Annotated in this window: 20 protein-coding genes; 3 read left to right on the forward strand and 17 right to left on the reverse strand. The window is 60.6% G+C overall.

From position 1 onward, the window contains the following. Positions 1-19: 19 nt before the first annotated feature. From B0D71_RS24925 to B0D71_RS24980, 12 genes are all read right to left on the reverse strand, one after another. Complete coding sequence (locus B0D71_RS24925) at positions 20-616, reverse strand: nucleotidyltransferase family protein (protein WP_103397072.1); 597 nt, start codon at positions 614-616, stop codon at positions 20-22. After that, on the reverse strand, positions 613-1596 hold the full coding sequence (locus B0D71_RS24930; RefSeq protein WP_103397073.1) for an XdhC family protein: 984 nt from the start codon (positions 1594-1596) through the stop codon (positions 613-615). Before B0D71_RS24930 ends, B0D71_RS24925 begins: the two co-directional genes overlap by 4 nt. Next, on the reverse strand, positions 1596-3926 hold the full coding sequence (locus tag B0D71_RS24935; RefSeq protein WP_103397074.1) for a xanthine dehydrogenase family protein molybdopterin-binding subunit: 2331 nt from the start codon (positions 3924-3926) through the stop codon (positions 1596-1598). The genes B0D71_RS24930 and B0D71_RS24935 overlap by 1 nt, the downstream gene beginning before the upstream one ends. After that, on the reverse strand, positions 3923-4393 hold the full coding sequence (locus B0D71_RS24940) for a (2Fe-2S)-binding protein (RefSeq protein WP_008046998.1): 471 nt from the start codon (positions 4391-4393) through the stop codon (positions 3923-3925). The genes B0D71_RS24935 and B0D71_RS24940 overlap by 4 nt, the downstream gene beginning before the upstream one ends. 240 nt (positions 4394-4633) lie before the next feature. Next, on the reverse strand, positions 4634-5653 hold the full coding sequence (gene murB / locus B0D71_RS24945; RefSeq protein ID WP_103397075.1) for a UDP-N-acetylmuramate dehydrogenase: 1020 nt from the start codon (positions 5651-5653) through the stop codon (positions 4634-4636). Continuing rightward, on the reverse strand, positions 5650-6114 hold the full coding sequence (locus B0D71_RS24950) for a low molecular weight protein-tyrosine-phosphatase (RefSeq protein WP_103397076.1): 465 nt from the start codon (positions 6112-6114) through the stop codon (positions 5650-5652). The genes murB and B0D71_RS24950 overlap by 4 nt, the downstream gene beginning before the upstream one ends. Next, positions 6114-6878 carry a 3-deoxy-manno-octulosonate cytidylyltransferase gene (gene kdsB, locus B0D71_RS24955; RefSeq protein ID WP_103397077.1) on the reverse strand — a complete coding sequence of 255 codons (765 nt, stop codon included), beginning with the start codon at positions 6876-6878 and terminating at the stop codon, positions 6114-6116. The genes B0D71_RS24950 and kdsB overlap by 1 nt, the downstream gene beginning before the upstream one ends. Next, positions 6875-7060 carry a Trm112 family protein gene (locus tag B0D71_RS24960; protein ID WP_003179363.1) on the reverse strand — a complete coding sequence of 62 codons (186 nt, stop codon included), beginning with the start codon at positions 7058-7060 and terminating at the stop codon, positions 6875-6877. The genes kdsB and B0D71_RS24960 overlap by 4 nt, the downstream gene beginning before the upstream one ends. A gap of 24 nt (positions 7061-7084) precedes the next feature. Then, positions 7085-8095 (reverse strand): tetraacyldisaccharide 4'-kinase, encoded by a 1011-nt coding sequence (gene lpxK, locus B0D71_RS24965; protein ID WP_103397078.1) that lies wholly within the window; start codon positions 8093-8095, stop codon positions 7085-7087. Further along, positions 8095-8523: an ExbD/TolR family protein gene (locus B0D71_RS24970; RefSeq protein WP_103397079.1), complete on the reverse strand. Its 429-nt coding sequence runs from the start codon at positions 8521-8523 to the stop codon at positions 8095-8097. The genes lpxK and B0D71_RS24970 overlap by 1 nt, the downstream gene beginning before the upstream one ends. Then, positions 8520-9155, reverse strand: a complete 636-nt coding sequence (locus tag B0D71_RS24975; protein ID WP_103397080.1) for a MotA/TolQ/ExbB proton channel family protein — start codon at positions 9153-9155, stop codon at positions 8520-8522. Before B0D71_RS24975 ends, B0D71_RS24970 begins: the two co-directional genes overlap by 4 nt. A gap of 98 nt (positions 9156-9253) precedes the next feature. Beyond that, entirely contained in the window at positions 9254-11488 is a 2235-nt protein-coding gene (locus tag B0D71_RS24980; RefSeq protein ID WP_103397081.1) for a DNA internalization-related competence protein ComEC/Rec2, read from the reverse strand. Between the two features lie 135 nt (positions 11489-11623). Between B0D71_RS24980 and B0D71_RS24985 the strand changes: the two genes are divergently transcribed. Continuing rightward, the gene (locus B0D71_RS24985) at positions 11624-12139 is read left to right on the forward strand and encodes a DUF2062 domain-containing protein (RefSeq protein ID WP_103397082.1); all 516 of its coding nucleotides are present in this window, start codon (positions 11624-11626) and stop codon (positions 12137-12139) included. A gap of 102 nt (positions 12140-12241) precedes the next feature. Here the strand turns inward: B0D71_RS24985 and B0D71_RS24990 are convergent, their stop codons facing one another. From B0D71_RS24990 to B0D71_RS25005, 4 genes are all read right to left on the reverse strand, one after another. Beyond that, on the reverse strand, positions 12242-13021 hold the full coding sequence (locus tag B0D71_RS24990; RefSeq protein WP_103397083.1) for an ABC transporter permease: 780 nt from the start codon (positions 13019-13021) through the stop codon (positions 12242-12244). Beyond that, positions 13018-13950: an ABC transporter ATP-binding protein gene (locus B0D71_RS24995; protein WP_103397084.1), complete on the reverse strand. Its 933-nt coding sequence runs from the start codon at positions 13948-13950 to the stop codon at positions 13018-13020. The genes B0D71_RS24990 and B0D71_RS24995 overlap by 4 nt, the downstream gene beginning before the upstream one ends. Positions 13951-14082: 132 nt before the next feature. Further along, entirely contained in the window at positions 14083-14706 is a 624-nt protein-coding gene (locus B0D71_RS25000) for a glutathione S-transferase family protein (RefSeq protein WP_103397085.1), read from the reverse strand. 43 nt (positions 14707-14749) lie between these two features. Further along, positions 14750-15409: a transglutaminase-like domain-containing protein gene (locus B0D71_RS25005; protein ID WP_103397086.1), complete on the reverse strand. Its 660-nt coding sequence runs from the start codon at positions 15407-15409 to the stop codon at positions 14750-14752. Between the two features lie 204 nt (positions 15410-15613). Here B0D71_RS25005 and B0D71_RS25010 point away from each other — a divergent pair, with 204 nt between their 5' ends. Further along, positions 15614-18061, forward strand: a complete 2448-nt coding sequence (locus B0D71_RS25010; RefSeq protein WP_103397087.1) for an acyl-CoA dehydrogenase — start codon at positions 15614-15616, stop codon at positions 18059-18061. Positions 18062-18135: 74 nt separating this feature from the next. Continuing rightward, positions 18136-18543, forward strand: coding sequence for a PA2817 family protein (locus B0D71_RS25015; RefSeq protein ID WP_007972361.1), 408 nt, complete (start codon positions 18136-18138; stop codon positions 18541-18543). A gap of 451 nt (positions 18544-18994) precedes the next feature. Here the strand turns inward: B0D71_RS25015 and B0D71_RS25025 are convergent, their stop codons facing one another. Next, positions 18995-20023 carry an IS110 family RNA-guided transposase gene (locus B0D71_RS25025; RefSeq protein WP_103392895.1) on the reverse strand — a complete coding sequence of 343 codons (1029 nt, stop codon included), beginning with the start codon at positions 20021-20023 and terminating at the stop codon, positions 18995-18997. Positions 20024-20045: the final 22 nt, after the last annotated feature.

A 20045-nucleotide genomic window follows, 5' to 3' on the forward strand; every position in this document is an offset into this window, starting at 1 on the left:
AGTTCGCTCCCACAAGGATCTATGTTGGTCTGAAGGTAAGTGCCTCAGGCACATCCACATCCCACAACACACCCGGATCATCCACCGTCACTTCGACCACCCGCCCTTGGGCAAACAGTGGCTTGGCGCCACGATCCCCCGATAACGCCATCAACCCCGCAGCGAAGTCCCGTCCGAACCCGACCGGATGTCCGTGCTCCCCCCCCTGCACGGGCACGCTGATCATGTCATTGCCAATACCCGCCACCACTTGCTCGATGCTGGACGGCAGGATGAACGGCATATCTCCCAGCACCATCAGCCAACCATCGAGCTGCTTGCAGGCAGCGACTCCAGCGGCAATGCTGTCGCCCATTCCCGTCGACTCGATCAGCACAATTTCGCAGCCATAGGCCTGAGCCATGCGAACAACCCGCGGGCGGTCAGGGGTCGTCACCAGTACGCGCTTGTCCAGTGCGGCCGGTAGGTTGACCAGCGTGTGCTCAATGACGGACCTCTCTGCACCATCACGCCCGGTACAATCAGCGAGCAATTTATCCCTGTCGGTGCCCGCCACCTGACGAAACCGGCTGCCCTGCCCCGCCGCCAACACAATGACGCCGATGGACTCGCTCATACCCTCTCCTGCAAGACTTTCTTCTGTTTCAGTTCGACGCCGTTTTTGACCGCCACGATTTCCGCCATGAGCGACAAGGCAATTTCCGCAGGATTATGACTGCCGATGTGCAAACCGATGGGACCATGTAAGCGGTCAATCGCCGGTTGCGACAAACCCAGTTGAGCCAGGTTTTCCCGGCGCTTCTGACTGTTGACCCGCGACCCCAGCGCCCCAACGTAAAAAGCCCTGGAGTCGAGGGCCGTGAGCAGCGCCATGTCGTCCAGGCGCGGATCATGGGTCAGGGCTACGATGGCCGTGCGTTCATCGGTCTGGATATTCAACACCGCCTCATCCGGCATGCCCGAAACGAATCGTCCGTGCTGTTCCTCCCAGCCGTAGACGAACTCGCTGCGCGGGTCGCAAATCAGCACCTCGAAATCCAGCAGGCGGGCCATTTCCGCCACATAGCGCGACAGCTGCCCCGCGCCAATCAGCAGCAAGCGCCAGCGCGGGCCGTAGATCGCGCGCAAGGTCTGGCCGTCGAACGTCAACACGTCAGCTTTGCTGGCCGGCTGCAAAAGCACTTCGCCGGTGGTCAGGTTCAGTTCACGGGCAACGATTTCATGGGCCTCGCAATGAGTGAGCAATTGCTCGACCCAGCTCCCATCATCGATACGCTCCTCGGTCAAGCGCAAGGTGCCGCCGCAGGGCAAGCCGAAACGTGCGGCCTCCTCGCGAGTCACGCCGTAAGTGATCAATTGCACCGGTGGGCCATCAAGCGCAAGGCGACCGTCGCGCAGCCGGGCAATCAAGTCATCTTCGACACACCCGCCCGAGACCGAACCAATCACCATGCCGTCTTCACGCAATGCCAGCATGGCGCCGGGTGCCCGGGGCGCGGTGCCCCAGGTTTCGACCACGCTGTACAACACCACCCGCTGACCGGCGCGATGCCATTGCAGCACACTGCGCAGGACGTTCAGATCGGCGCTGTCCATCAGCTGTCGGCCTTCTGCCAGCCCGACAGCTGATAACGAACCGGCAGGTTGCGGATGCGCTTGCCGGTGGCAGCAAAGATCGCATTGCACAGCGCCGGCGCAATCGGTGGCACGCCCGGCTCACCCACACCGCCCAATGGCACATCACCCGGCGGCGTCACCAGATGTATAGCCACCTCTTTTGGCGCCAGGGACATGCGCGCCACTTCGTACATGTGGAAGTTGTCCTGCTGGACCTTGCCGTCCTTGAAGCTGATTTCCCCCAGCACCGCATTACCCAGGCCCATGACACAGGCACCTTCGAATTGAGCGCGAATCCGCTCCGGATTGATCTGCGGTCCGCAATCGACGGCGATGTCGGCCTTGTGCACCACCAGAGTGCCGTCGTCTTTGACCTCCACCTCGATCACCGCCGCCACATACGTCACGAAGCTGTAATGCACCGCCAGGCCCAGGCCGCGCCCTTTGGGCAACTCACGCCCCCATCCCGCGGCTTTGGCGGCGGTCTCCAGTACCGTGCGCAGGCGCGCGGTGTCGATCGGATAACGCTCGGGGGATTCGCCGTAGTTCCACTCATCACTCAAGGTGCGCGGATCGATCTGACGATCCGGACCGAGCAATCTGATCTGGTACTTCAGCGGATCTTCCCCGGCCTTGTGCGCCAGTTCATCGATAAAGCTCTGGATGGCGAAACCGTGGGGAATGTTCGACACCGAGCGATACCAGCCGACCCGGGTATGCACCGTTGCCTCGGGGTTTTCCAGGCGAATGTTGGGGATCGCATACGCCATGTTGGTGAACCCCATGCCCAGTTCGAACGCCGCCTCATGGTTCATGCCCGGCGCAAACAACGCTGTAATGCTCGGCGCCACCGTACGGTGCAACCAGCCGGACGGGAGGCCATCTTTGTTCAGGCTGGCCTTGAGGTATTCGGCCGACACGGTGTGGAAGTAGGAACAGTGAATGTCGTCTTCGCGGGTCCATTGCACCCGCACCGCCTTGCCGGGGAATTCCTTGGCGAGGATCGCCGCTTCGATGATGAAGTCAGGCTTGGACTTGCGCCCGAACCCACCACCGAGCAGGGTCACGTTGAACGTGACGTTGTCGAAGGGCAAGCCCAGGCGTTCACCGATCCGCTCCCGGGTGACCTGCGGCGCCTGGCTTGGCCCCCACGCTTCGCACGCACCGTCCTTGAATCGCGCAATGGCGACCATCGGTTCCATCGGCGACTGCGACAAATGCGGCAAGTAGTAGGAGGCTTCCAGCGTGCTGGCGGCGCTGGACATCGCCTCGTCGATATTGCCGGTATTGCGCACCACCTTGCCGGGCTTGAGCGAGGCCGCTTCCAGCGCCTTGCGATAGGCAATGGAGTCGTAGCTGGCGTTGGGGCCGTCGTCCCACTCGATTTTCAGCGCCTCGCGGCCCTTGATCGCCGCCCAGGTATTGCTCGCCACCACGGCGATACCGCCGAGCGGTTGAAACTCCGAAGGCAAGGGTCGGCTTTCGATCTGCACCACCTTGACTACGCCAGGGACTTTCATCGCCGCGTTGCCATCGAAGCTTTTGACCTTGCCGCCATACACCGAGGGCCGTGCAATGGTCGCGTACAGCATGCCGTCGAAATGCACGTCGGCGCCGTACACCGCACGGCCGTTGACGATGTCTTCACCATCGATGGCCTTGGTGCCTTCCTTGCCGATGTAGCGAAACTCCGAAGGCTGTTTGAGTCTGAGGCTGTCACGCGCCGGTACGGCCAATGCGCCGGCAGCGGCGGCGAGCACACCATAATCCAGTTCGCGGCCGGACGGTTTATGAACGACTTTATGCAGTTGCGCATGGCATTCGCCAACCGACACTTTCCATTGGTCAGCGGCGGCTTGCTCCAGCATGGCGCGAGCAGCAGCCCCGCAACGGCGCATCGGTTCGTACCAATGGCGCATGCTGCGCGAGCCGTCGGTGTCCTGGTTGCCGAAACGTGCTTCGTCGCCCGGGGCCTGTTGTACTTTAACCCGCGCCCAGTCGGCTTCCAGCTCATCAGCCACCACCATCGTCAGACTGGTGCGTACGCCCTGGCCCATCTCCGAGCGGTTACAGATCACGGTCACCGTGCCATCGGCGGCGATGCTCACATAGATCTTCGGATCATCGACCCAGCCGTGGGGCATGCCGTCAGCGCCGAACTTTTTCTCTTTGTCCTCGGCAAACGCGTCTTGCCAGCCCCAGCTCGCCGCCAGCACCAACGCACTGGTAGCCCCAACCCCTTTAAGGAAACCTCGACGACTGAGATTACTCAGGTTGCTCAGGGCGAAATCATTCGGTAACCGGCTCATGCCTTGGCCTCCTTCAGGTGAGTGGAGGCCTGGCGGATCGCAGTCTTGATGCGGTTGTAGGTGCCGCAGCGGCAGATGTTACCGACCATCGCCTCTTCAATCTGCTCGTCGCTCGGGTTCGGATTGGTCTTGAGCAGCGCCGTCGCCGACATGATTTGCCCGCCCTGGCAGAAACCGCATTGGGCGACCGCCGTGTCGAGCCAGGCTTGCTGCACGACTTTGCCGATCGGGTCGGCGTGCAGGTTGTCGATGGTGCTGACATTCTGCCCTACGACTGAACCGATGGGCGTGATGCAACTGCGTGCCGGGGCCCCTTCGATATGAATGGTGCAAGCCCCGCACAGGCCCATGCCGCAGCCGAATTTGGTGCCGTTGTAACCGGCCACATCGCGGATCGCCCAGAGCAGCGGCATGTCCTCGGTGACGTCGAGTTGATGGTCTTGACCATTGAGCTTCAGGGTAATCATGGGCACGCCCGCATATTTCTTGAGTTATGGGGTCGAGCAATCTGCCGCTGGATCTCGGTGGGTCGCACGCAGATCGACTCAGGCTAATGGGCTCTCTTATGCAGACGCAGACGTCTGCACCGGGCCTTTGGTGGAGCAAGAGTGTGCATCGTTAGCTGACTAAGTTAACCGAGCATTAACAAAAAAGCCCTGCACCATAAACATCGTGCAGGGCTTTTTGATCCGTACTGAAAGCCTAGCTCAATACCGGTTCGGCTCCATTTCCAGATCGACGTGGAAACGTTCGAAAATATCTTTCTGGATGCGCTGCGCCAGGCTCAGCAATTGCAGACCCGTTGCTCCGCCATAGTTGACCAGCACCAGCGCCTGCAATTTATGCACGCCAGCATCAGCCTCACGGAAACCTTTCCAGCCTGCCCGCTCGATCAGCCAGCCGGCGGCCAATTTCATCTGGCCATCAGGTTGCGCATAGGCCACCAGGTCCGGGTACTCCCCCTTGAGCCGTGCAGCCAGCGCCGACGACACCAAAGGGTTCTTGAAAAAGCTGCCGGCATTGCCGAGTACGGCCGGGTCCGGGAGTTTTTCGTTGCGGATACTGCAAATGGCCTGGCTGACATCGCTGGCGGTCGGATGCTCGATGCCTTGTTCAGTCAGACGCTGGCGCACCGGGCCGTACTCCAGATGCAAATGCTCGGCGCGGTCGAGGGTGAAGCGCACACGCAGGATCAACCAGCGTCCCGGTTCCTGCTTGAACAGGCTGTCGCGGTAAGCGAAGTTGCACTCTTGCAATGTGAAGTCCCGCAGTTCGCCGCTCTGGCGATCGAGGGCGGTCAGACCGGCGAACACGTCCTTGATCTCGACCCCATAGGCACCGATGTTCTGCATCGGTGCCGCACCGACGGTGCCGGGAATCAGACTGAGGTTTTCCAGACCGGACAACCCCAGCCCCAGCGTATGCTGCACGAACGGATGCCAGGGCTCGCCCGCCTCCGCCTCGATCACCACCTTGCTGCCTTCATCGCTCAGCACGCGAATCCCGCGAGTGGCCATGCGCAGCACCAGCGAATCGATATCTGCCGTCAGCAGCAGGTTGCTGCCACCGCCGATCACCAGCACCGGCACCTTGTGCTCCAGCCCGTAGGCCAGGGCTTCCCGTACATCGGCATCGCTATGGGCCTCGGCAAACAGCCGGGCCTGGACATCCACGCCAAAGCTGTTGAACGGCTTGAGCGAAACCTGCGACCTGACCTGCAAACTCATAACCGTCCCTTCAATTCGATCACCAGCAAATCACTGGCGTGCTCGATCAGGTCCAGCACCTGCTCGAAGCCTTGTTCGCCGTCGTAGTACGGGTCCGGCACTTCATCGACCGGCGACTGGTAGCGACGCAGGAACAGGTCGAGTTCGGCTTTGCCCTTGGCCGGCTGCAAGGCCTTGAGGTTGCGCAGGTTGCTGTTGTCCATCGCCAGGATCAGGTCATAGGTGGCGAAATCGGCACGACTGACTTGTTGCGCGCGCTGGGTGGACAAGTCATAACCGCGCAGCTTCGCCGCGGCCTGACTGCGCTTGTCCGGCGCCTTACCGACATGCCAGTCACCGGTGCCGGCGGAGGCAACTTCGACCTGGTCGGCCAGCCCCACCTCACGCAACTTGTGTCGCAGCACGCCTTCGGCCGTGGGAGAGCGACAGATGTTGCCCAGGCAGACAAACAGAACCCGCATCACGCCTCCAGCAGGCGACGAACGCGCTCAAGGTCTTCAGCGGTATCGACGCCGGCTGGCGGCGCGATCAGCGCATCAGCAACGTGGATCCGCACGCCGTGCCACAGAGCACGAAGCTGTTCCAGGCACTCGGTGTTTTCCAGCCAGCAGGGACCCCAGCTGACGAAATCCTGCAGGAAACCGGCGCGGTAGGCGTAGATGCCGATATGTCGGCGATACGGTACACCTTCGGGCAACTGCTCAGGGTTCACGGCAAACGCATCACGCGCCCAGGGCAAGGTGGAGCGACTGAACGTCAACGCCAGGCCATTGAGGTCGCTGACGACCTTGACCACGTTGGGATTGAACAGGGTGACCACGTCTTCGATCGGTTCGGCCAGGGTGGCCATGCGTGCTTCGGTGTGGGCGGCCAGGTTGGCGGCGACCTGATCGATCACACTCGGCGGGATCAGCGGTTCGTCGCCCTGGACATTGACCACAATGGCATCGGGCGCCAGGCCCAGCTTCATCGCGACTTCGGCCAGGCGATCAGTGCCGGAGTTGTGATCTTCACGGGTCAGCACCACTTCGGCACCAAAGCCTTTGCAGGCCTCGACGATGCGCGCGTCGTCGGTGGCCACCACCACCCGCCCGGCGCTGCTTTTGCTTGCCTGTTCCCAGACGTGCTGGATCATCGGCTTGCCGGCGATCAGCAGCAGCGGCTTGCCCGGCAGGCGGGTGGAGGCATAGCGCGATGGAATGACGACGGTAAAGGCTGTGGTCATTTATCCAGGCGCTCGTCGGTGGTCAGGGTGCGCGCTTCGGATTCGAGCATCACCGGGATGCCGTCGCGAATCGGGTAAGCCAGGCCTGCGCCCTTGCTGATCAGCTCGGTCTTGTCGGCGCTGAGCTTGAGCGGGCCTTTGCAGACCGGGCAAGCGAGGATGTCGAGCAATTTGGTGTCCATGAGCATTCCCTGGAAAAAACGGAGTTAAGGCAACAAACGAGCCGGCAGCAGGCGCATCAACTGTGTGTCGAACCAGGCCACGAAGGCCGGCGACGGCACGGCATCGACCGCCAGGTACCACCAGTCGGCGGCGGCAAAGGCACGGCATTTCACCGCGTCCTTTTCCGTCATTACCAACGGCAATGACGGCGTGAAATTCAAAGCCTGCACGCTGTATTCAGCGTGGTCGGCAAACGCATGTGGAACCGGCTGCCAGTGTAGCGTTTCGAGGGTCTTGAAGAAACGTTGCGGATTGCCGATGCCAGCCACCGCGTGCACAGACTGGCCTGCACCAAAGTGGTCAAGAGGACGCCGTTCGCCGCTGTGCAGGTTGACCAGCGCGGTGGGTTGCAATTGAAAGGCAAATCCATCATCGCGGTCAGATGCGGCTCCGTTGTAGAGGACCGCGTCGACGCTTTGCAGGCGCTCGACCGGTTCACGCAATGGCCCGGCGGGCAGGCAACGGCGGTTACCCAGGCCGCGAGCGGCGTCAATCAGCACCAGCTCCAGGTCACGGGCCAGGCGGTAGTGCTGCATGCCGTCGTCGGACAGGATCAGGTCCAGCGGCTCACTGGCCAGCAAGGCTTTGACGGCGTTGCTGCGATTGGGGTCGATCATGAGTGGCACGCCCGTGCGCTGGACGATCAGCAACGGCTCATCGCCAGCAACGTCGGCGCTTTGCTCCGCCTCGACCCGCCACGGCAACTGCGGCGGTTTGGCGCCGTAGCCGCGACTGACCACGCCAACCCGCAGGCCGCTGCGCTTGCAGTGCTCGATCATCCATAGAATCAGCGGCGTCTTGCCGGTGCCACCCACGGTGATGTTGCCGACCACGATCAGCGGCACCGGTGGCTGATAGATCTCGCCCTCACCCGCCAGAAAGCGCTTGCGCTTGTTCATGACCACTCGCCGGTACAACCATTCCAATGGCTGTAACAGCTTCAGGGCCGGATGACCGTCATACCACGCGGCGAGCAATCGATCGGACATGGTCATCAGGGCGCAGGGGGCGCCGCCTCGATGGTGGTCATGCGCAAGTGACTGAAACCGAGTTTGCCGGCCGCATCCATTGCAGTCACCACGGACTGATGCTGAGTCTTGCCGTCAGCGCTGATAGAGAGCGGCCGGTTGGTGTCGCCGTTGGCTTCTTTTTGCAGCGCGTCCATCAACGAGGCCAAGTCACTCTTCGCCAGGATCTGGTTGTTCACCGAGAACACGCCATCGGCGCTGATGGCGATGTCCAGAGGCTTGCTTTGATCGTCGGCGGGCGTGCCGCTGACCGATTCCGGCAGATCGACGCGCAGCTGGGTTTCACGGGTGAAGGTGGTGGTCACGACGAAAAACAGCAGCAGGATGAACACCACGTCGATCAGCGACGCGAGGTTGATGTCCACTGTTTCCCGTGGTTTGCGGCGGAATTTCACGCTTTGCTCCCGGACAGGTCCACATCGCGGTCGCCCTGCACCACCTCGACCAGCTTGATCGCTTCCTGCTCCATGCCCACTACCAACTCATCGATTCGCCGTAGCAGGAAACGGTGGAAGAATACCGCGGGGATACCCACCATCAGGCCCGCAGCCGTGGTGATCAGGGCCTTGGAAATACCACCGGCCAGTACCGAGGCGTTGGTGGTCATGCCCGAGCCTGTGAATGCGCTGAAAATGTCGATCATGCCCAGCACCGTACCCAGCAACCCCAGCAAAGGCGCCATGGCGGCAATGGTACCCAGGGCACTGACGTAGCGCTCGAGTTCATGAATGACCCGTTGAGCGGCCTCTTCGATGCACTCTTTCATGATCTCGCGACCATGTTTGGAATTAGCCAGGCCCGCCGCCAGGATCTCGCCCAAAGGCGAGTTGGCGCGCAGTTCCTTGAGCTTGTCTTTATTGAGCTGTTTGTCCTTGATCCAGACCCAGACCTGCCCGAGCAAGTGCTCCGGGGTCACGCGGCTGGCGCGCAGCGTCCAGAGACGCTCGGCGACGATGGCCATGGCCGCGATGGAACTCAGAATGATCGGCAGCATCATCCAGCCGCCGGATTTGACCAATTCCCACACAGTGACAGTCCCCTCGAAAAAGTGCGCCACTCTAACATAGGGGGTGCAAGCACCGAAGACCGTGATGTCGCATCCGGTCGGGCTTTAATAACGCCCGGTTATGGGGTCAACGGCGGCGGATCGCGCCAGAAACGCCGTTCCTGGCGCATTGACCACGGCGGCTCGAAGCGCCCCAGTTGCAGACGAATGGCACCCTGTTCGACGCTGTCGTAGATCGTCATTCCACGTTTTTGATAACGCGCGATGACCGTGGGATGCGGATGGCCAAAGGAATTACCCTGACCGCGGGAGATCAGCGCCCCTTTAGGTTGCAGGACATCCAGCAAGGCGTTGGACGAAGAACTGCGACTGCCGTGGTGTGGCGCTTGCAGCCAATCGGTGGGCAGGGCCAACGGACTGTCCAGCAGGGCTCTTTCGGCGGCAGCATCAATGTCGCCACTCAACAGCAACCGTTCGCCATTGGCCTCGATCAGCAAGACACAGGAATTCTGGTTGCTGTCGCCGGCCAATGGCCAGTGCCAAAGCTGGAAATCGACTCCGTCCCAGGTCCATTGTCGACCGCTTTCACACCTCTCGGCCCGCAATTCCAAAGGCAAGTCCGACGGTTCACCACTGACCACCCGATTCACCGGCAAGCCCTTGGCAATCGCCCGGGCACCACCGGCGTGATCGGCATGGGCGTGGCTGATCAGCATCAAGTCGAGGCCCTTCACCCCCAGTTTGTGCAATGCCGGCAACACCACCCGCTCCCCCTGGTCGAGCTCACCGAAACGCGGTCCGGCGTCATACAGCATCGTGTGATGCCGAGTGCGCACCAAGATCGCCAGGCCCTGACCGACATCCAGTTGCCAGACTTCGGCCACGCCTTCCTGCAACATCGGCCTGGGCGCAAAAACCAGCATCAACAGCATGGGCCACCCTAAGGGGCGCATCGGTACGCCTCGCGGCAGCAATAGCAGCACAGCGCCAATGGCACCCATCAACCAGGCCCATAGCGGGACTGCCGTTGGCACCCACGCGGGAACCTGACCGGAGACGAGTCCCAAGCCCCTGAACCACCAGTCGATCAAGCCGCCCGCCAGCCACAGCAACGTCTCACCCACGTAAGGCACCGGCAGCAACAGCGTCCCGAGCAATGCCGGTGGCAGCACCACCAGACTGATCCAGGGCACTGCGAACAAATTGGCCAGCGGCCCGCTGAGACTGATTGGCAACCCCAGTGCCAGTAACAACGGGCACAACCCGATTGCAATCAGCCACTGGGCACGGGTCCAGGTTTGCCACCAACGCCACGGCCCCAATCGGCCGCCAAAGGTCAATATCAAGACTGCCACGGCAGCGAACGACAGCCAGAAGCCAGGCTGAAGACTCGCCAGGGGCTCCAGCAGCAAAATGCCGTTGAGTGCCAACAACAGCGGCCACCATGCGCCGAGATGACGGAACCGTAGACGCCACAACAACACCAGGCCAATCATCAGGCAGGCCCGTCGCACCGGTACCCCGAAACCGGCCAGCATCCCGTAACAGAGCGCTGCGGCGAATGCCAGGCCACACGCCCAAGGCAACCATGGCAAACGGTTCGGCCATAACCCAAAACGGGACAGGCCGGCGATCAGTAGATACACGACGCCCGCCAACAATCCGATGTGCTGCCCGGAAATCACCAATAGATGCACCGTGCCTGTGTCCTGCAATACCTGCCAGTCTTCACGACTCAACCCGGCGCCGTCCCCAAGTACCAATGCCGTCAATGCGCCGCTTCGCCCTTGGGCATCCACCGCAAGCAAACGCTGGCGGATTCCATCGCGCCAGGCCCGTTGGGCTGGCGCAAGGCGTTCGCCCTGCTTGACCGTCCCGGTCGCCCCGATACGTTGTGCCAGCAACCAGGCTTGATAATCGAACGCCTGCGGGTTGAGGAGCCCGACCGGGCGCTTCAATTTGACTGCCAGGCGCCAGCGTTCACCACTGTTCACCGGTGGCCCGCCGTACCAGGCCAGGCGCATTTGCCGCGGCAGCCGGGTACGCCGGGACTGGATGTCGGTCAATTCGAAACGCATCACACCGTCGTCATGCCGGGGCAAGCCCGTGACCCGCCCTTCGATCCAGCGGGTTTCTCCATCCAGAGTCGGCGGTAACCGGTCATCCAGCGCCCACTGCGCATTCACGCAGGCCCAACTCAAACCGAATAAGTAAAACGCCACCGGATAGGTCCTGAACGGCAGCAACATCAAACCCGCCACCGGCATTGCCAGCCACAACCAGACCGGCGGCAAAGCCGGTAAAAAACGCAAGGTCAGCAGACCCAGCGCCAGCGCCATCATCCCTGTGCGCATAAGCCCGTCCTTGAGAGTCCCATCCAAGGCTTAGCCCGCCCGTCGCCTGGCCGTCGTTAATAATTGTCACAAAGTCTGAATGGGCAGTTCATAGAATCCAGACATACTTGCCGCCCTGACCGAGCGAGAAGCCTTATGCCCCGGCGCTTATTCAAACGTTACATGCCAGACCCGATGAGCATCAGGGAACACAAGTCCTTACGCTTTCTCGGCACGCTGTTGCATGACCCAAACCTGTGGCACCTCAACCGCCACTCCGTTGCCCGCGCCATGGCGGTAGGTCTGTTTGCCGCATTCCTGCCAATTCCGTTGCAGATGCTGCTGGCGGCAATCCTCGCCATTATCGTGCGCGGCAATATGCCGATTGCCGTGAGTCTGGTCTGGCTGACCAATCCGATCACCATGCCTGCCGTGTTCTTTTGCACGTACCAGACCGGCGCCTGGCTGATGGACGTCCCCGCCCGGACGTTGCCGGACTCGCTGACCTGGGAATGGATCACGGGTGAAATCTCGACCTTGTGGCAACCGTTTCTGTTGGGCTCGGTCGTGACGGGACTGGCGCTCGGTGCTCTGGCCTACTTCCTGGTGATGACGTATTGGCGCTGGTGGGTGGCCAGGCAATGGAAGCGGCGCAAGCAGAGCCGGATGTGAAAATGCAAAACGGCCTCCACTTGGGAGGCCGTTTTTTTGTGGTGCCTAGACTCACGCTTTCGCAGTGTAGAAACTGGCTTGCCAGCTCCTACAGGTTACCTATCAGGTACGCATCCCGCGCCCGCTGACCAGCAACCGCGCACAACCGAGGTAAAGCACCACGGTCGCCACCAGCATGAACGTAATCGCAATACTGATGCGGATATCCGACACGCCAAGGATGCCGTAGCGGAATGCGTTGACCATGTGCAGCACCGGGTTGGCCAGGGACACGGTCTGCCAGAACGGCGGCAACAGCGAGATCGAATAGAACACTCCGCCCAGGTAGGTCAGTGGCGTCAACACGAACGTCGGAATGATCGAAATGTCATCGAAGTTGCGCGCAAACACAGCGTTGATGAAGCCCAGCAGCGAGAAGATCGTCGCGGTCAGCACGACCACCAGAACGGTCACGCCCAGGTGATGCACCTGCAAATGGGTGAAGAACAGCGACAGCAAGGTCACGATGATCCCCACCATCAACCCGCGCAGCACACCGCCCAGGGTGTAGCCGATCAGAATGGTGTGCGGCGACAACGGCGAGACCATCAGTTCTTCAATGGAACGCTGGAACTTGCTGCCGAAGAAGCTCGACACCACGTTGCCGTAGGAGTTGGTGATCACCGACATCATGATCAGCCCCGGCACGATGTACTCCATGTAAGTGAAGCCACCCATGTCACCGATTTGCCGACCGATCAGATTACCGAAGATCACGAAGTACAGGACCATGGTGATGGCCGGTGGCAGCAGGGTCTGCGGCCAGATCCGGGTAAAACGCCGGACTTCACGGTAAACGATGGTGTTGAGGGCAACGAGGTTGGGGCGCAGCTCGGAACTCATACCGCCACCTTCGACAGATTTTTCTCCACCAGGGACACGAACAACTCCTCGAGGCGATTGGTTTTGTTACGCAGGCTCAGCACTTCGATGTTCTGCTGCGCCAACTGAGTGAACAGCGCGGTGATACCCATGGACTTGTCCACCTGGACTTCCAGGGTGTGGCTGTCGATCAGCCGGGACGGGTAGCCGAGCAACTGCGGCGCGGCTGGCAGGTCGCCCTTGAGGTCCAGCAGGAAGGTTTCGACATGCAGTTGGCTGAGCAAGTTACGCATGCTCGTGTTCTCGACGATGGTGCCGTGGTCGATGATGCCGATGTTGCGGCACAACTGTTCAGCCTCTTCTAGGTAATGGGTGGTGAGGATGATGGTGATGCCTTTCTGGTTCAGCTCGGTGAGGAAGCTCCACATCGAGCGACGCAGCTCGATGTCCACCCCGGCAGTCGGTTCGTCGAGGATCAGCAGGCGCGGTTCATGAACCAGCGCGCGGGCGATCATCAGGCGCCGCTTCATGCCGCCGGACAGCGAACGCGACGGCACGTCCTTCTTGTCCCACAGGCCGAGCTGGGTCAGGTACTGTTCGGCGCGTTCCTTGGCGATTTTCGCCGGGATGCCGTAGTAGCCGGCCTGGGTCACGACGATGTCGAAGGTCTTTTCGAACTGGTTGAAGTTGAATTCCTGAGGCACCACGCCAATGCAGCGTTTGAGCTGCGCAGGATTCCTGTCCAGGTCGTGACCGAAGATATTCACCGTGCCGCTGGTCTTGTTCACCAGGGTCGAGAGAATGCCGATGGTCGTGGATTTGCCGGCGCCGTTGGGGCCGAGCAAAGCGAAAAAGTCACCTTCGGCGACATCCAGATCGATACCACTCAGGGCCTGGAAACCGTTGCCGTAGGTTTTGGTTAGCTGCCGGATGGACAGAGCGGAACTCATATCTGATTTACGCACCAAGAAGGGAAGAAAGGGATAAGTATGGGCGGCGGCGAACAATACAACCGCAGCGAACTGGCACAATGGTGCTTGTCGCCGCCACACAAGTACAGTCAAGCGTGTCGATAGTGAGTATTAAGTCAACGCGGTCATGACCGCCTTTTGATACGCCGGACGCTGTTTCAACCGTGCATACCAGGCCTGTAGATTCGGTTGTGGCGCACGCTCGATCGGCATCTCGAACCAGGCATAAATGAAACTGCCCAGGGGAATATCGCCCATGCCGATCTCGTCTCCGGACAGGTAGGGCTTGTTCGCCAACGCCTGATCGGCCATCGCCAGCAGCGAGTCGCATTCCTTGATCGCCGCCTTGATGGCGACCCAGTCCTGCTGGTCTGCCGGGGTGCGCAGTACGCCCCAGAACACGGTGCGGAACGGTCCGGCAAAACTCGAGGTGGTCCAATCCATCCACTTGTCGGCGGTGGCACGGGCTTGCAGATTCGCCGGATACCAGGCCGTATCGGCGGCGTGGCTGGCCATCAGGTAACGCACGATGGCGTTGGACTCCCACAACACGAAGCCATCGTCTTCGATCACCGGAACCCGACCGTTGGGGTTCATCGCGCGGTATTCAGGCGAATCGACGACACCAAAGGCGCCACCGGCATCGATGGCCTCATAGGCCAGCCCCAACTCTTCGGCGGCCCACAACGGTTTTCTGACATTCGACGAGTTTTTCCGACCCCAGATCTTCAGCATGACCGCCTCTTTTTCGATAAGTGGGCAGGCAGCATACGCCGGATCAGGCGCGACTCAAATCGCTCTGCATGTCACCCAGCAGCGGTTGCTGTTGCTCGCCGAAAAGGTGTGGATAGCATTTTTCCAGGTGTTCAAAAAAGAACGCTTCAGGGACGTCGGCGAACTGGCCGTGATCGACGAGGTACTCCATCAGCTTCGCGCCATCGCGGTTTAAGGGATGAAAAACACTGTCGTTGACCCCGTCGAACTCCAGCGGCGCCACATTGAACAGGTCGCAGAGTTTTCGGTTGAACGCCGGTGTCGCCTTGACCCAGCGATCCTGCAAATAGAACTCGGTGTAGCCGTGCATGGCAAACATGTCGCTCTTGAGCAATTCAAGTAGCCGTGGCGTCGACAAATGATTGCGCACATCCGCCAGGCCGATCCGCGCGGGAATCCCGCAATGCCGCGCTGCACCTGCCAGCAACGTGGCCTTGGGCACGCAGTAACTCTCCCCGGTCGCCAGCGCATAACTGCCGCGCAGGGTCTGCGGATCGCGACTGAATGTATACGGGTTGTAGCGTACCGCTTCACGCACGGCGTAATAGAGACTGATCGCCTGCTCAAGCGGATCGCGACTGGCGCCACGGTGTTTTTCGGCGAACTCCACCACGGACGGATGGTCACTATCGATGAAGCGGCCGGGACTCAGGTACTCGTGCATGAGAATAATCTCCTGGAGAAGCCCCGAGTCTAGCGAGAGCTTCAGCACAGAGATAACGACGTTTCGGCCAAACATGGGCGCTTTGCCGCTCGCTCAATCAATGCTTTTCCCACGATTCCAATCACATCGCTCCAATCAGCCTGTTTTGCGGATGCCGTCTAAGCTCTGAGGGCTGGTTCACCCTGGTTTCACGGAGGAATGAATATGCTGCTGTTGTGGATACTGGTTCTGCTGGTCGGGATTGCTTATTTGGCTCACCGCCGCATCGCCCCGCTGCCCGCCTTGGTCATCGTGGCCGTCTATGTCGTGGCAATGGGCGCTTTCAGCCGTGCGCCGGGCTGGCTGCTGCTGATTTGCTGGGTGTTGATCGCCGCCGTCGCCGCGCCCTTGCTGCTGCCTGACCTGCGCCGCAAATTGTTCAGCGCGCCAATGTTCAGCTGGTTCCAGAAAACCCTGCCGCCCATGTCGCAAACCGAACGCGACGCCATCGACGCCGGCACGGTGTGGTGGGACGGCGAACTGTTCAGCGGCCGCCCGGACTGGAGCAAACTGCTGTCCTATCCCAAGGCGCAGTTGAACGAAGAGGAACAGGCTTTCATCGACGGGCCGACCGAAACACTCTGCACCATGGTCAATGAATGGCAGCTCGGTCAAACCATGGACCTGCCGCCGCAAGTCTGGACATTCATCAAGGACAACGGCTTTTTCGCCCTGATCATTCCCAAGGAGTTTGGCGGCAAGGGCTTTTCCGCCTATGCCCACTCGCAAGTGGCGATGAAACTGGCGAGCCACAGCGGCGACCTCGCCTCCACCGTGATGGTCCCCAACTCCCTCGGCCCGGCCGAACTGTTGCTGCATTACGGCACCGATGAACAACGCAATCATTACCTGCCACGCCTGGCCCGCGGCGACGACATCCCGTGCTTTGCCCTGACCGGCCCGTTGGCTGGCTCCGACGCCGGCGGCATGCCGGACTCCGGGGTGATCTGCAAAGGTGAATGGGAAGGCCAGGAAGTCCTCGGTCTGCGCCTGAACTGGGAAAAGCGCTACATCACCCTCGGCCCGGTGGCCACCCTCCTCGGCCTGGCCTTCAAGGCCTACGACCCGGATCACCTGCTGGGTGACAAGGAAGACCTGGGTATCAGCCTGGCGCTGATTCCGACCGACACCGCTGGTGTCGAGATCGGCCGTCGGCATCTGCCGTTGGGCGCCGCGTTCATGAATGGCCCGAACTCGGGCAAGGATGTGTTCGTCCCGCTGGAGTTCCTCATCGGTGGCCAGGAAATGCTCGGCAAAGGCTGGATGATGCTGATGAACTGCCTGTCGGTCGGGCGTTCGATTTCCCTGCCGGCGGTGGGCACCGGCATGGCCAAGTTCACCAGCCTGGTGACGGGCCAATACGCTCAGGTTCGCGAACAGTTCAACGTGCCGATTGCCGCTTTCGAAGGCATTCAGGAAGCCATGGCCCGCATTGGCGGCAACGCCTGGATGATGGACGCCGCCCGCATGCTCACCGCCAATGCGGTCGATCTGGGCGAAAAACCGTCGGTGCTGTCGGCAATTCTCAAGTACCACCTGACTGAGCGCGGCCGCGACTGCATCAGCGATGCTATGGATGTGCACGGCGGCAAGGCGATCATCATGGGGCCGAACAACTACCTCGGCCGCAAATGGAACGGCGCGCCGATTTTCATCACCGTGGAAGGCGCGAACATTCTCTCGCGCAACCTGATGATCTTCGGCCAGGGCGCGATCCGCTGCCATCCCTTCGTGCTCAAGGAAATGGCCCTTGCCGGCCGTGAAGACAAAGATCAGGCGCTCAGAGAGTTCGACGAACTCCTGCTCAAGCACATCGGTTTTGCCGTGGGCAACGCCGCCAGTACGCTGGTGCTCAATCTCGGTTTCGGGCACCTGGAACACACCCCGGGCGACAAACTCAGCCAGGGTTATTTCCGCGCCCTCAATCGTCAAGCCGCTGCTTTCGCCCTGCTCGCCGACCTCAGCATGATGTTGCTGGGCGGCGCACTGAAACGCCGCGAACACCTGTCCGCACGATTGGGCGACGTCCTGAGCAACCTTTACCTGGCTTCGGCCGCACTCAAGCGCTACAACGATCTCGACTCACCGCAGTACATGACACCGCTGCTGGCCTGGGCCATGGAGGAAAGCCTGGGCCAGGCGGAACGGGCCATGGATGAGCTGCTGAACAACTTCCCGAACAAGGTCGTGGGCTGCCTGTTGCGGGTGATCGTGTTCCCGTTCGGTCGCCGGCACAAAGGGCCATCGGACAAACTCGGTGCCGAAGTCGCTGCGTTGATTGGCCGGGCCAAGGGCGACCCGGCCCTGGAGGAATTGCTCCTGGGTTGCTATCGCCCACAAGCGAGCGACGATCCGGTCGGTGCATTGCAACACGCTTGCAATCTGTTGAGCGCCGCACAACCGCTGCAGAAAAAGCTGCATGTGGCACTCAAGAGTGGCCAGGTCAAAACGGTGGCCGGCGAGTCGGTGATCGATGCTGCACTCGAGGCGGGCGTGTTGCAGCCGGTGGAAGCCCAAACCCTGCGTGAAGCCGAAGCAGCCCGGCGCAAGGTGATCGACGTCGATGACTTTGACCAAGAGGCTTTGGCACTGGCCGGGGGAAAAGTCCGCTGATCTCTTCTAGCATGTAAAAACGGGCGCGGGCGCTTTATACTCCCGCGCCCGTTTTGCTCTTGAGGACTTATCTCGTGTCCAACATCGTTGCCGATCATCTCGTTTTACTCGACCACCTGCGCAGCATCCTGGTCGCCGTAGGTGAGGCCGAGCAGGTTCCCGACGAAAGTCATGCCTTGTTCCTTGAGCGCTTCGACGAACTGCTTGCGTTACTGCCTGTCGACCCGATCGAAAGCCAGTACCTGGGCCAGGACATTCTGTGCCAGGTCATCACTCGCTATCCGCAAATTGCGCACCTGGTCCCGCGTGACCTGCTGTGGTATTTCGCCGGTGACTGCCTGCATTACATGCCCGATGATGAAATCGACCTGTATCAGGCCCTGGAAGAACGCCGCTTCGAAGCCGAACAGAACGACGAACCTTTCGACTGGAATCAGGAAAAGCAGCTGCTGGCGCTGTCGAACCAGGACAGCAAGCACTGATCAGCGACTGGTCATGCAAAAGGCCCGCATGGTTGCGCATGCGGGCCTTTTTTGTGCCTATCTCTGGTTTCAGCGTGGGCATGGTCCCTTGTAGGAGCTGGCTTGTCGGGTCGCCGCATCGCAGCGATGGTCGTTAACGATAACGCGTGTAAACCGGATAAACGCCGCGCCCTTGAGTCCATCGCCGGCAAGCCGGCTCCTACATCTATGGTTACCCCCTTTTCTGCAATACTGTATTTGATGCGTGTTTGGCTTGCTTTCATCTATCCGGCGTCTGAGTGGGGGTGTCGCCCCGCGCCTCGATGAGAATCGATGCCCAACGACCCTAATTAGTTGAACGGCCTTACAGCCGTGTAGGAGCCCAGGGTTGTCGTCAGGCCGGTTGGCCGTTCACGTCATCAGTTATCCAGCATCGCAAAACCAGGTGGGTGGTGCTCGGGTGACAGCGGGGTCAGGCGTTCATCGCGGCTGGCCCCGCATCGAATTCAGTGTGGTGTGCGGCTATCGCCCAGGCGATTCTTGCCAGCTTGTTGGCCAGTGCGCAGACCACGAGATTGGAGTGATGGCGGGAAGCTAATAGTTGGCGGACCCAGTCCGCCAAGGCGCCTTTCTGTCGTTCCAGTTGTATCAAGTACACACGGGCGCACTGGATGAGCAGGCGCCTCTGATTTCGATCGCCGCGTTTACTGATGCCGAGCAACACGGTTTTGTCGCCCGTACCGTGCTGTTTGGGTACCAGCCCGATCGACGCCGCATAGCCTCGGCCGCATTTGAACTGTTTGCCATCGCCCAACTCGGCAGCCAAGGCGCTGGAGGTGATCGGGCCGACACACGGCATGGTCATCAAACGAGCCGCCAGATCATCTTCAGCTGCTTGGCATTCCACCTCCTTGTCCAGCGCTTTGACCTTCCCATCCAGATAGTTGAAGTGCTCATGCAACCCCATCAGAATTTTTTTGATGGAGCCGGAAAATGAACTCATCTCAAGCAATGCTGGAAGCTCTTTGATGGATTTGAAGCCGGGAGCCAGGCTGATACCCACCTCCAGCAGGGCTGCGTGAATCCGATTGACGGTGGCGGTACGGTCTTTGATGAACGACTCACGAACCGAATTGAGCATCGCCAGCGCCTGCTGAGCCTGGGTTTTGGGGTGCACGAAGCGCATTGTGGGCCGGGTCGCCGCCTCGCAGATCGCTTCGGCATCAGCGAAGTCGTTTTTGTTGCTCTTCACGTAAGGGCGTACCAGATGTGGCGCAATAAGCTTGGGCGTATGCCCCAGCTTGGCGACTTCCTGCGCCATGAAATGGGCGCCGCCACAGGCTTCCATCACGACGGTGCAGGGTTCCAGTTTCGCCAGATATTGGGTGAGTGCTGCGCGCGTAAACTTTCTGCGGTGAACCTCGTGGCCGCGATCATCTTGAGCATGAAGATGAAAGGAATGTTTTCCGAGGTCGATGGCGGCAATAGCTACGTTGTTCATGGCAATGATCTCCGATGAGCCC

Source organism: Pseudomonas laurylsulfativorans, from assembly GCF_002906155.1.
Classification (GTDB): domain Bacteria; phylum Pseudomonadota; class Gammaproteobacteria; order Pseudomonadales; family Pseudomonadaceae; genus Aquipseudomonas; species Aquipseudomonas laurylsulfativorans.

Bases quoted from the DNA above. Each gene is read 5' to 3' on its own strand.
- B0D71_RS24985 (WP_103397082.1), top strand. From the start codon at position 11,624: ATGCCCCGGCGCTTATTCAAACGTTACATGCCAGACCCGATGAGCATC.
- B0D71_RS25000 (WP_103397085.1), bottom strand. From the start codon at position 14,706: ATGCTGAAGATCTGGGGTCGGAAAAACTCGTCGAATGTCAGAAAACCG.
- lpxK (WP_103397078.1), bottom strand. From the start codon at position 8,095: ATGACCATGTCCGATCGATTGCTCGCCGCGTGGTATGACGGTCATCCG.
- B0D71_RS25005 (WP_103397086.1), bottom strand. From the start codon at position 15,409: ATGCACGAGTACCTGAGTCCCGGCCGCTTCATCGATAGTGACCATCCG.
- B0D71_RS24950 (WP_103397076.1), bottom strand. From the start codon at position 6,114: ATGCGGGTTCTGTTTGTCTGCCTGGGCAACATCTGTCGCTCTCCCACG.
- B0D71_RS24925 (WP_103397072.1), bottom strand. From the start codon at position 616: ATGAGCGAGTCCATCGGCGTCATTGTGTTGGCGGCGGGGCAGGGCAGC.
- B0D71_RS24960 (WP_003179363.1), bottom strand. From the start codon at position 7,060: ATGGACACCAAATTGCTCGACATCCTCGCTTGCCCGGTCTGCAAAGGC.
- B0D71_RS25025 (WP_103392895.1), bottom strand. From the start codon at position 20,023: ATGAACAACGTAGCTATTGCCGCCATCGACCTCGGAAAACATTCCTTT.
- B0D71_RS24990 (WP_103397083.1), bottom strand. From the start codon at position 13,021: ATGAGTTCCGAGCTGCGCCCCAACCTCGTTGCCCTCAACACCATCGTT.
- B0D71_RS24935 (WP_103397074.1), bottom strand. From the start codon at position 3,926: ATGAGCCGGTTACCGAATGATTTCGCCCTGAGCAACCTGAGTAATCTC.
- murB (WP_103397075.1), bottom strand. From the start codon at position 5,653: ATGAGTTTGCAGGTCAGGTCGCAGGTTTCGCTCAAGCCGTTCAACAGC.
- B0D71_RS24940 (WP_008046998.1), bottom strand. From the start codon at position 4,393: ATGATTACCCTGAAGCTCAATGGTCAAGACCATCAACTCGACGTCACC.
- B0D71_RS24995 (WP_103397084.1), bottom strand. From the start codon at position 13,950: ATGAGTTCCGCTCTGTCCATCCGGCAGCTAACCAAAACCTACGGCAAC.
- B0D71_RS25010 (WP_103397087.1), top strand. From the start codon at position 15,614: ATGCTGCTGTTGTGGATACTGGTTCTGCTGGTCGGGATTGCTTATTTG.
- B0D71_RS24980 (WP_103397081.1), bottom strand. From the start codon at position 11,488: ATGCGCACAGGGATGATGGCGCTGGCGCTGGGTCTGCTGACCTTGCGT.
- B0D71_RS24930 (WP_103397073.1), bottom strand. From the start codon at position 1,596: ATGGACAGCGCCGATCTGAACGTCCTGCGCAGTGTGCTGCAATGGCAT.
- kdsB (WP_103397077.1), bottom strand. From the start codon at position 6,878: ATGACCACAGCCTTTACCGTCGTCATTCCATCGCGCTATGCCTCCACC.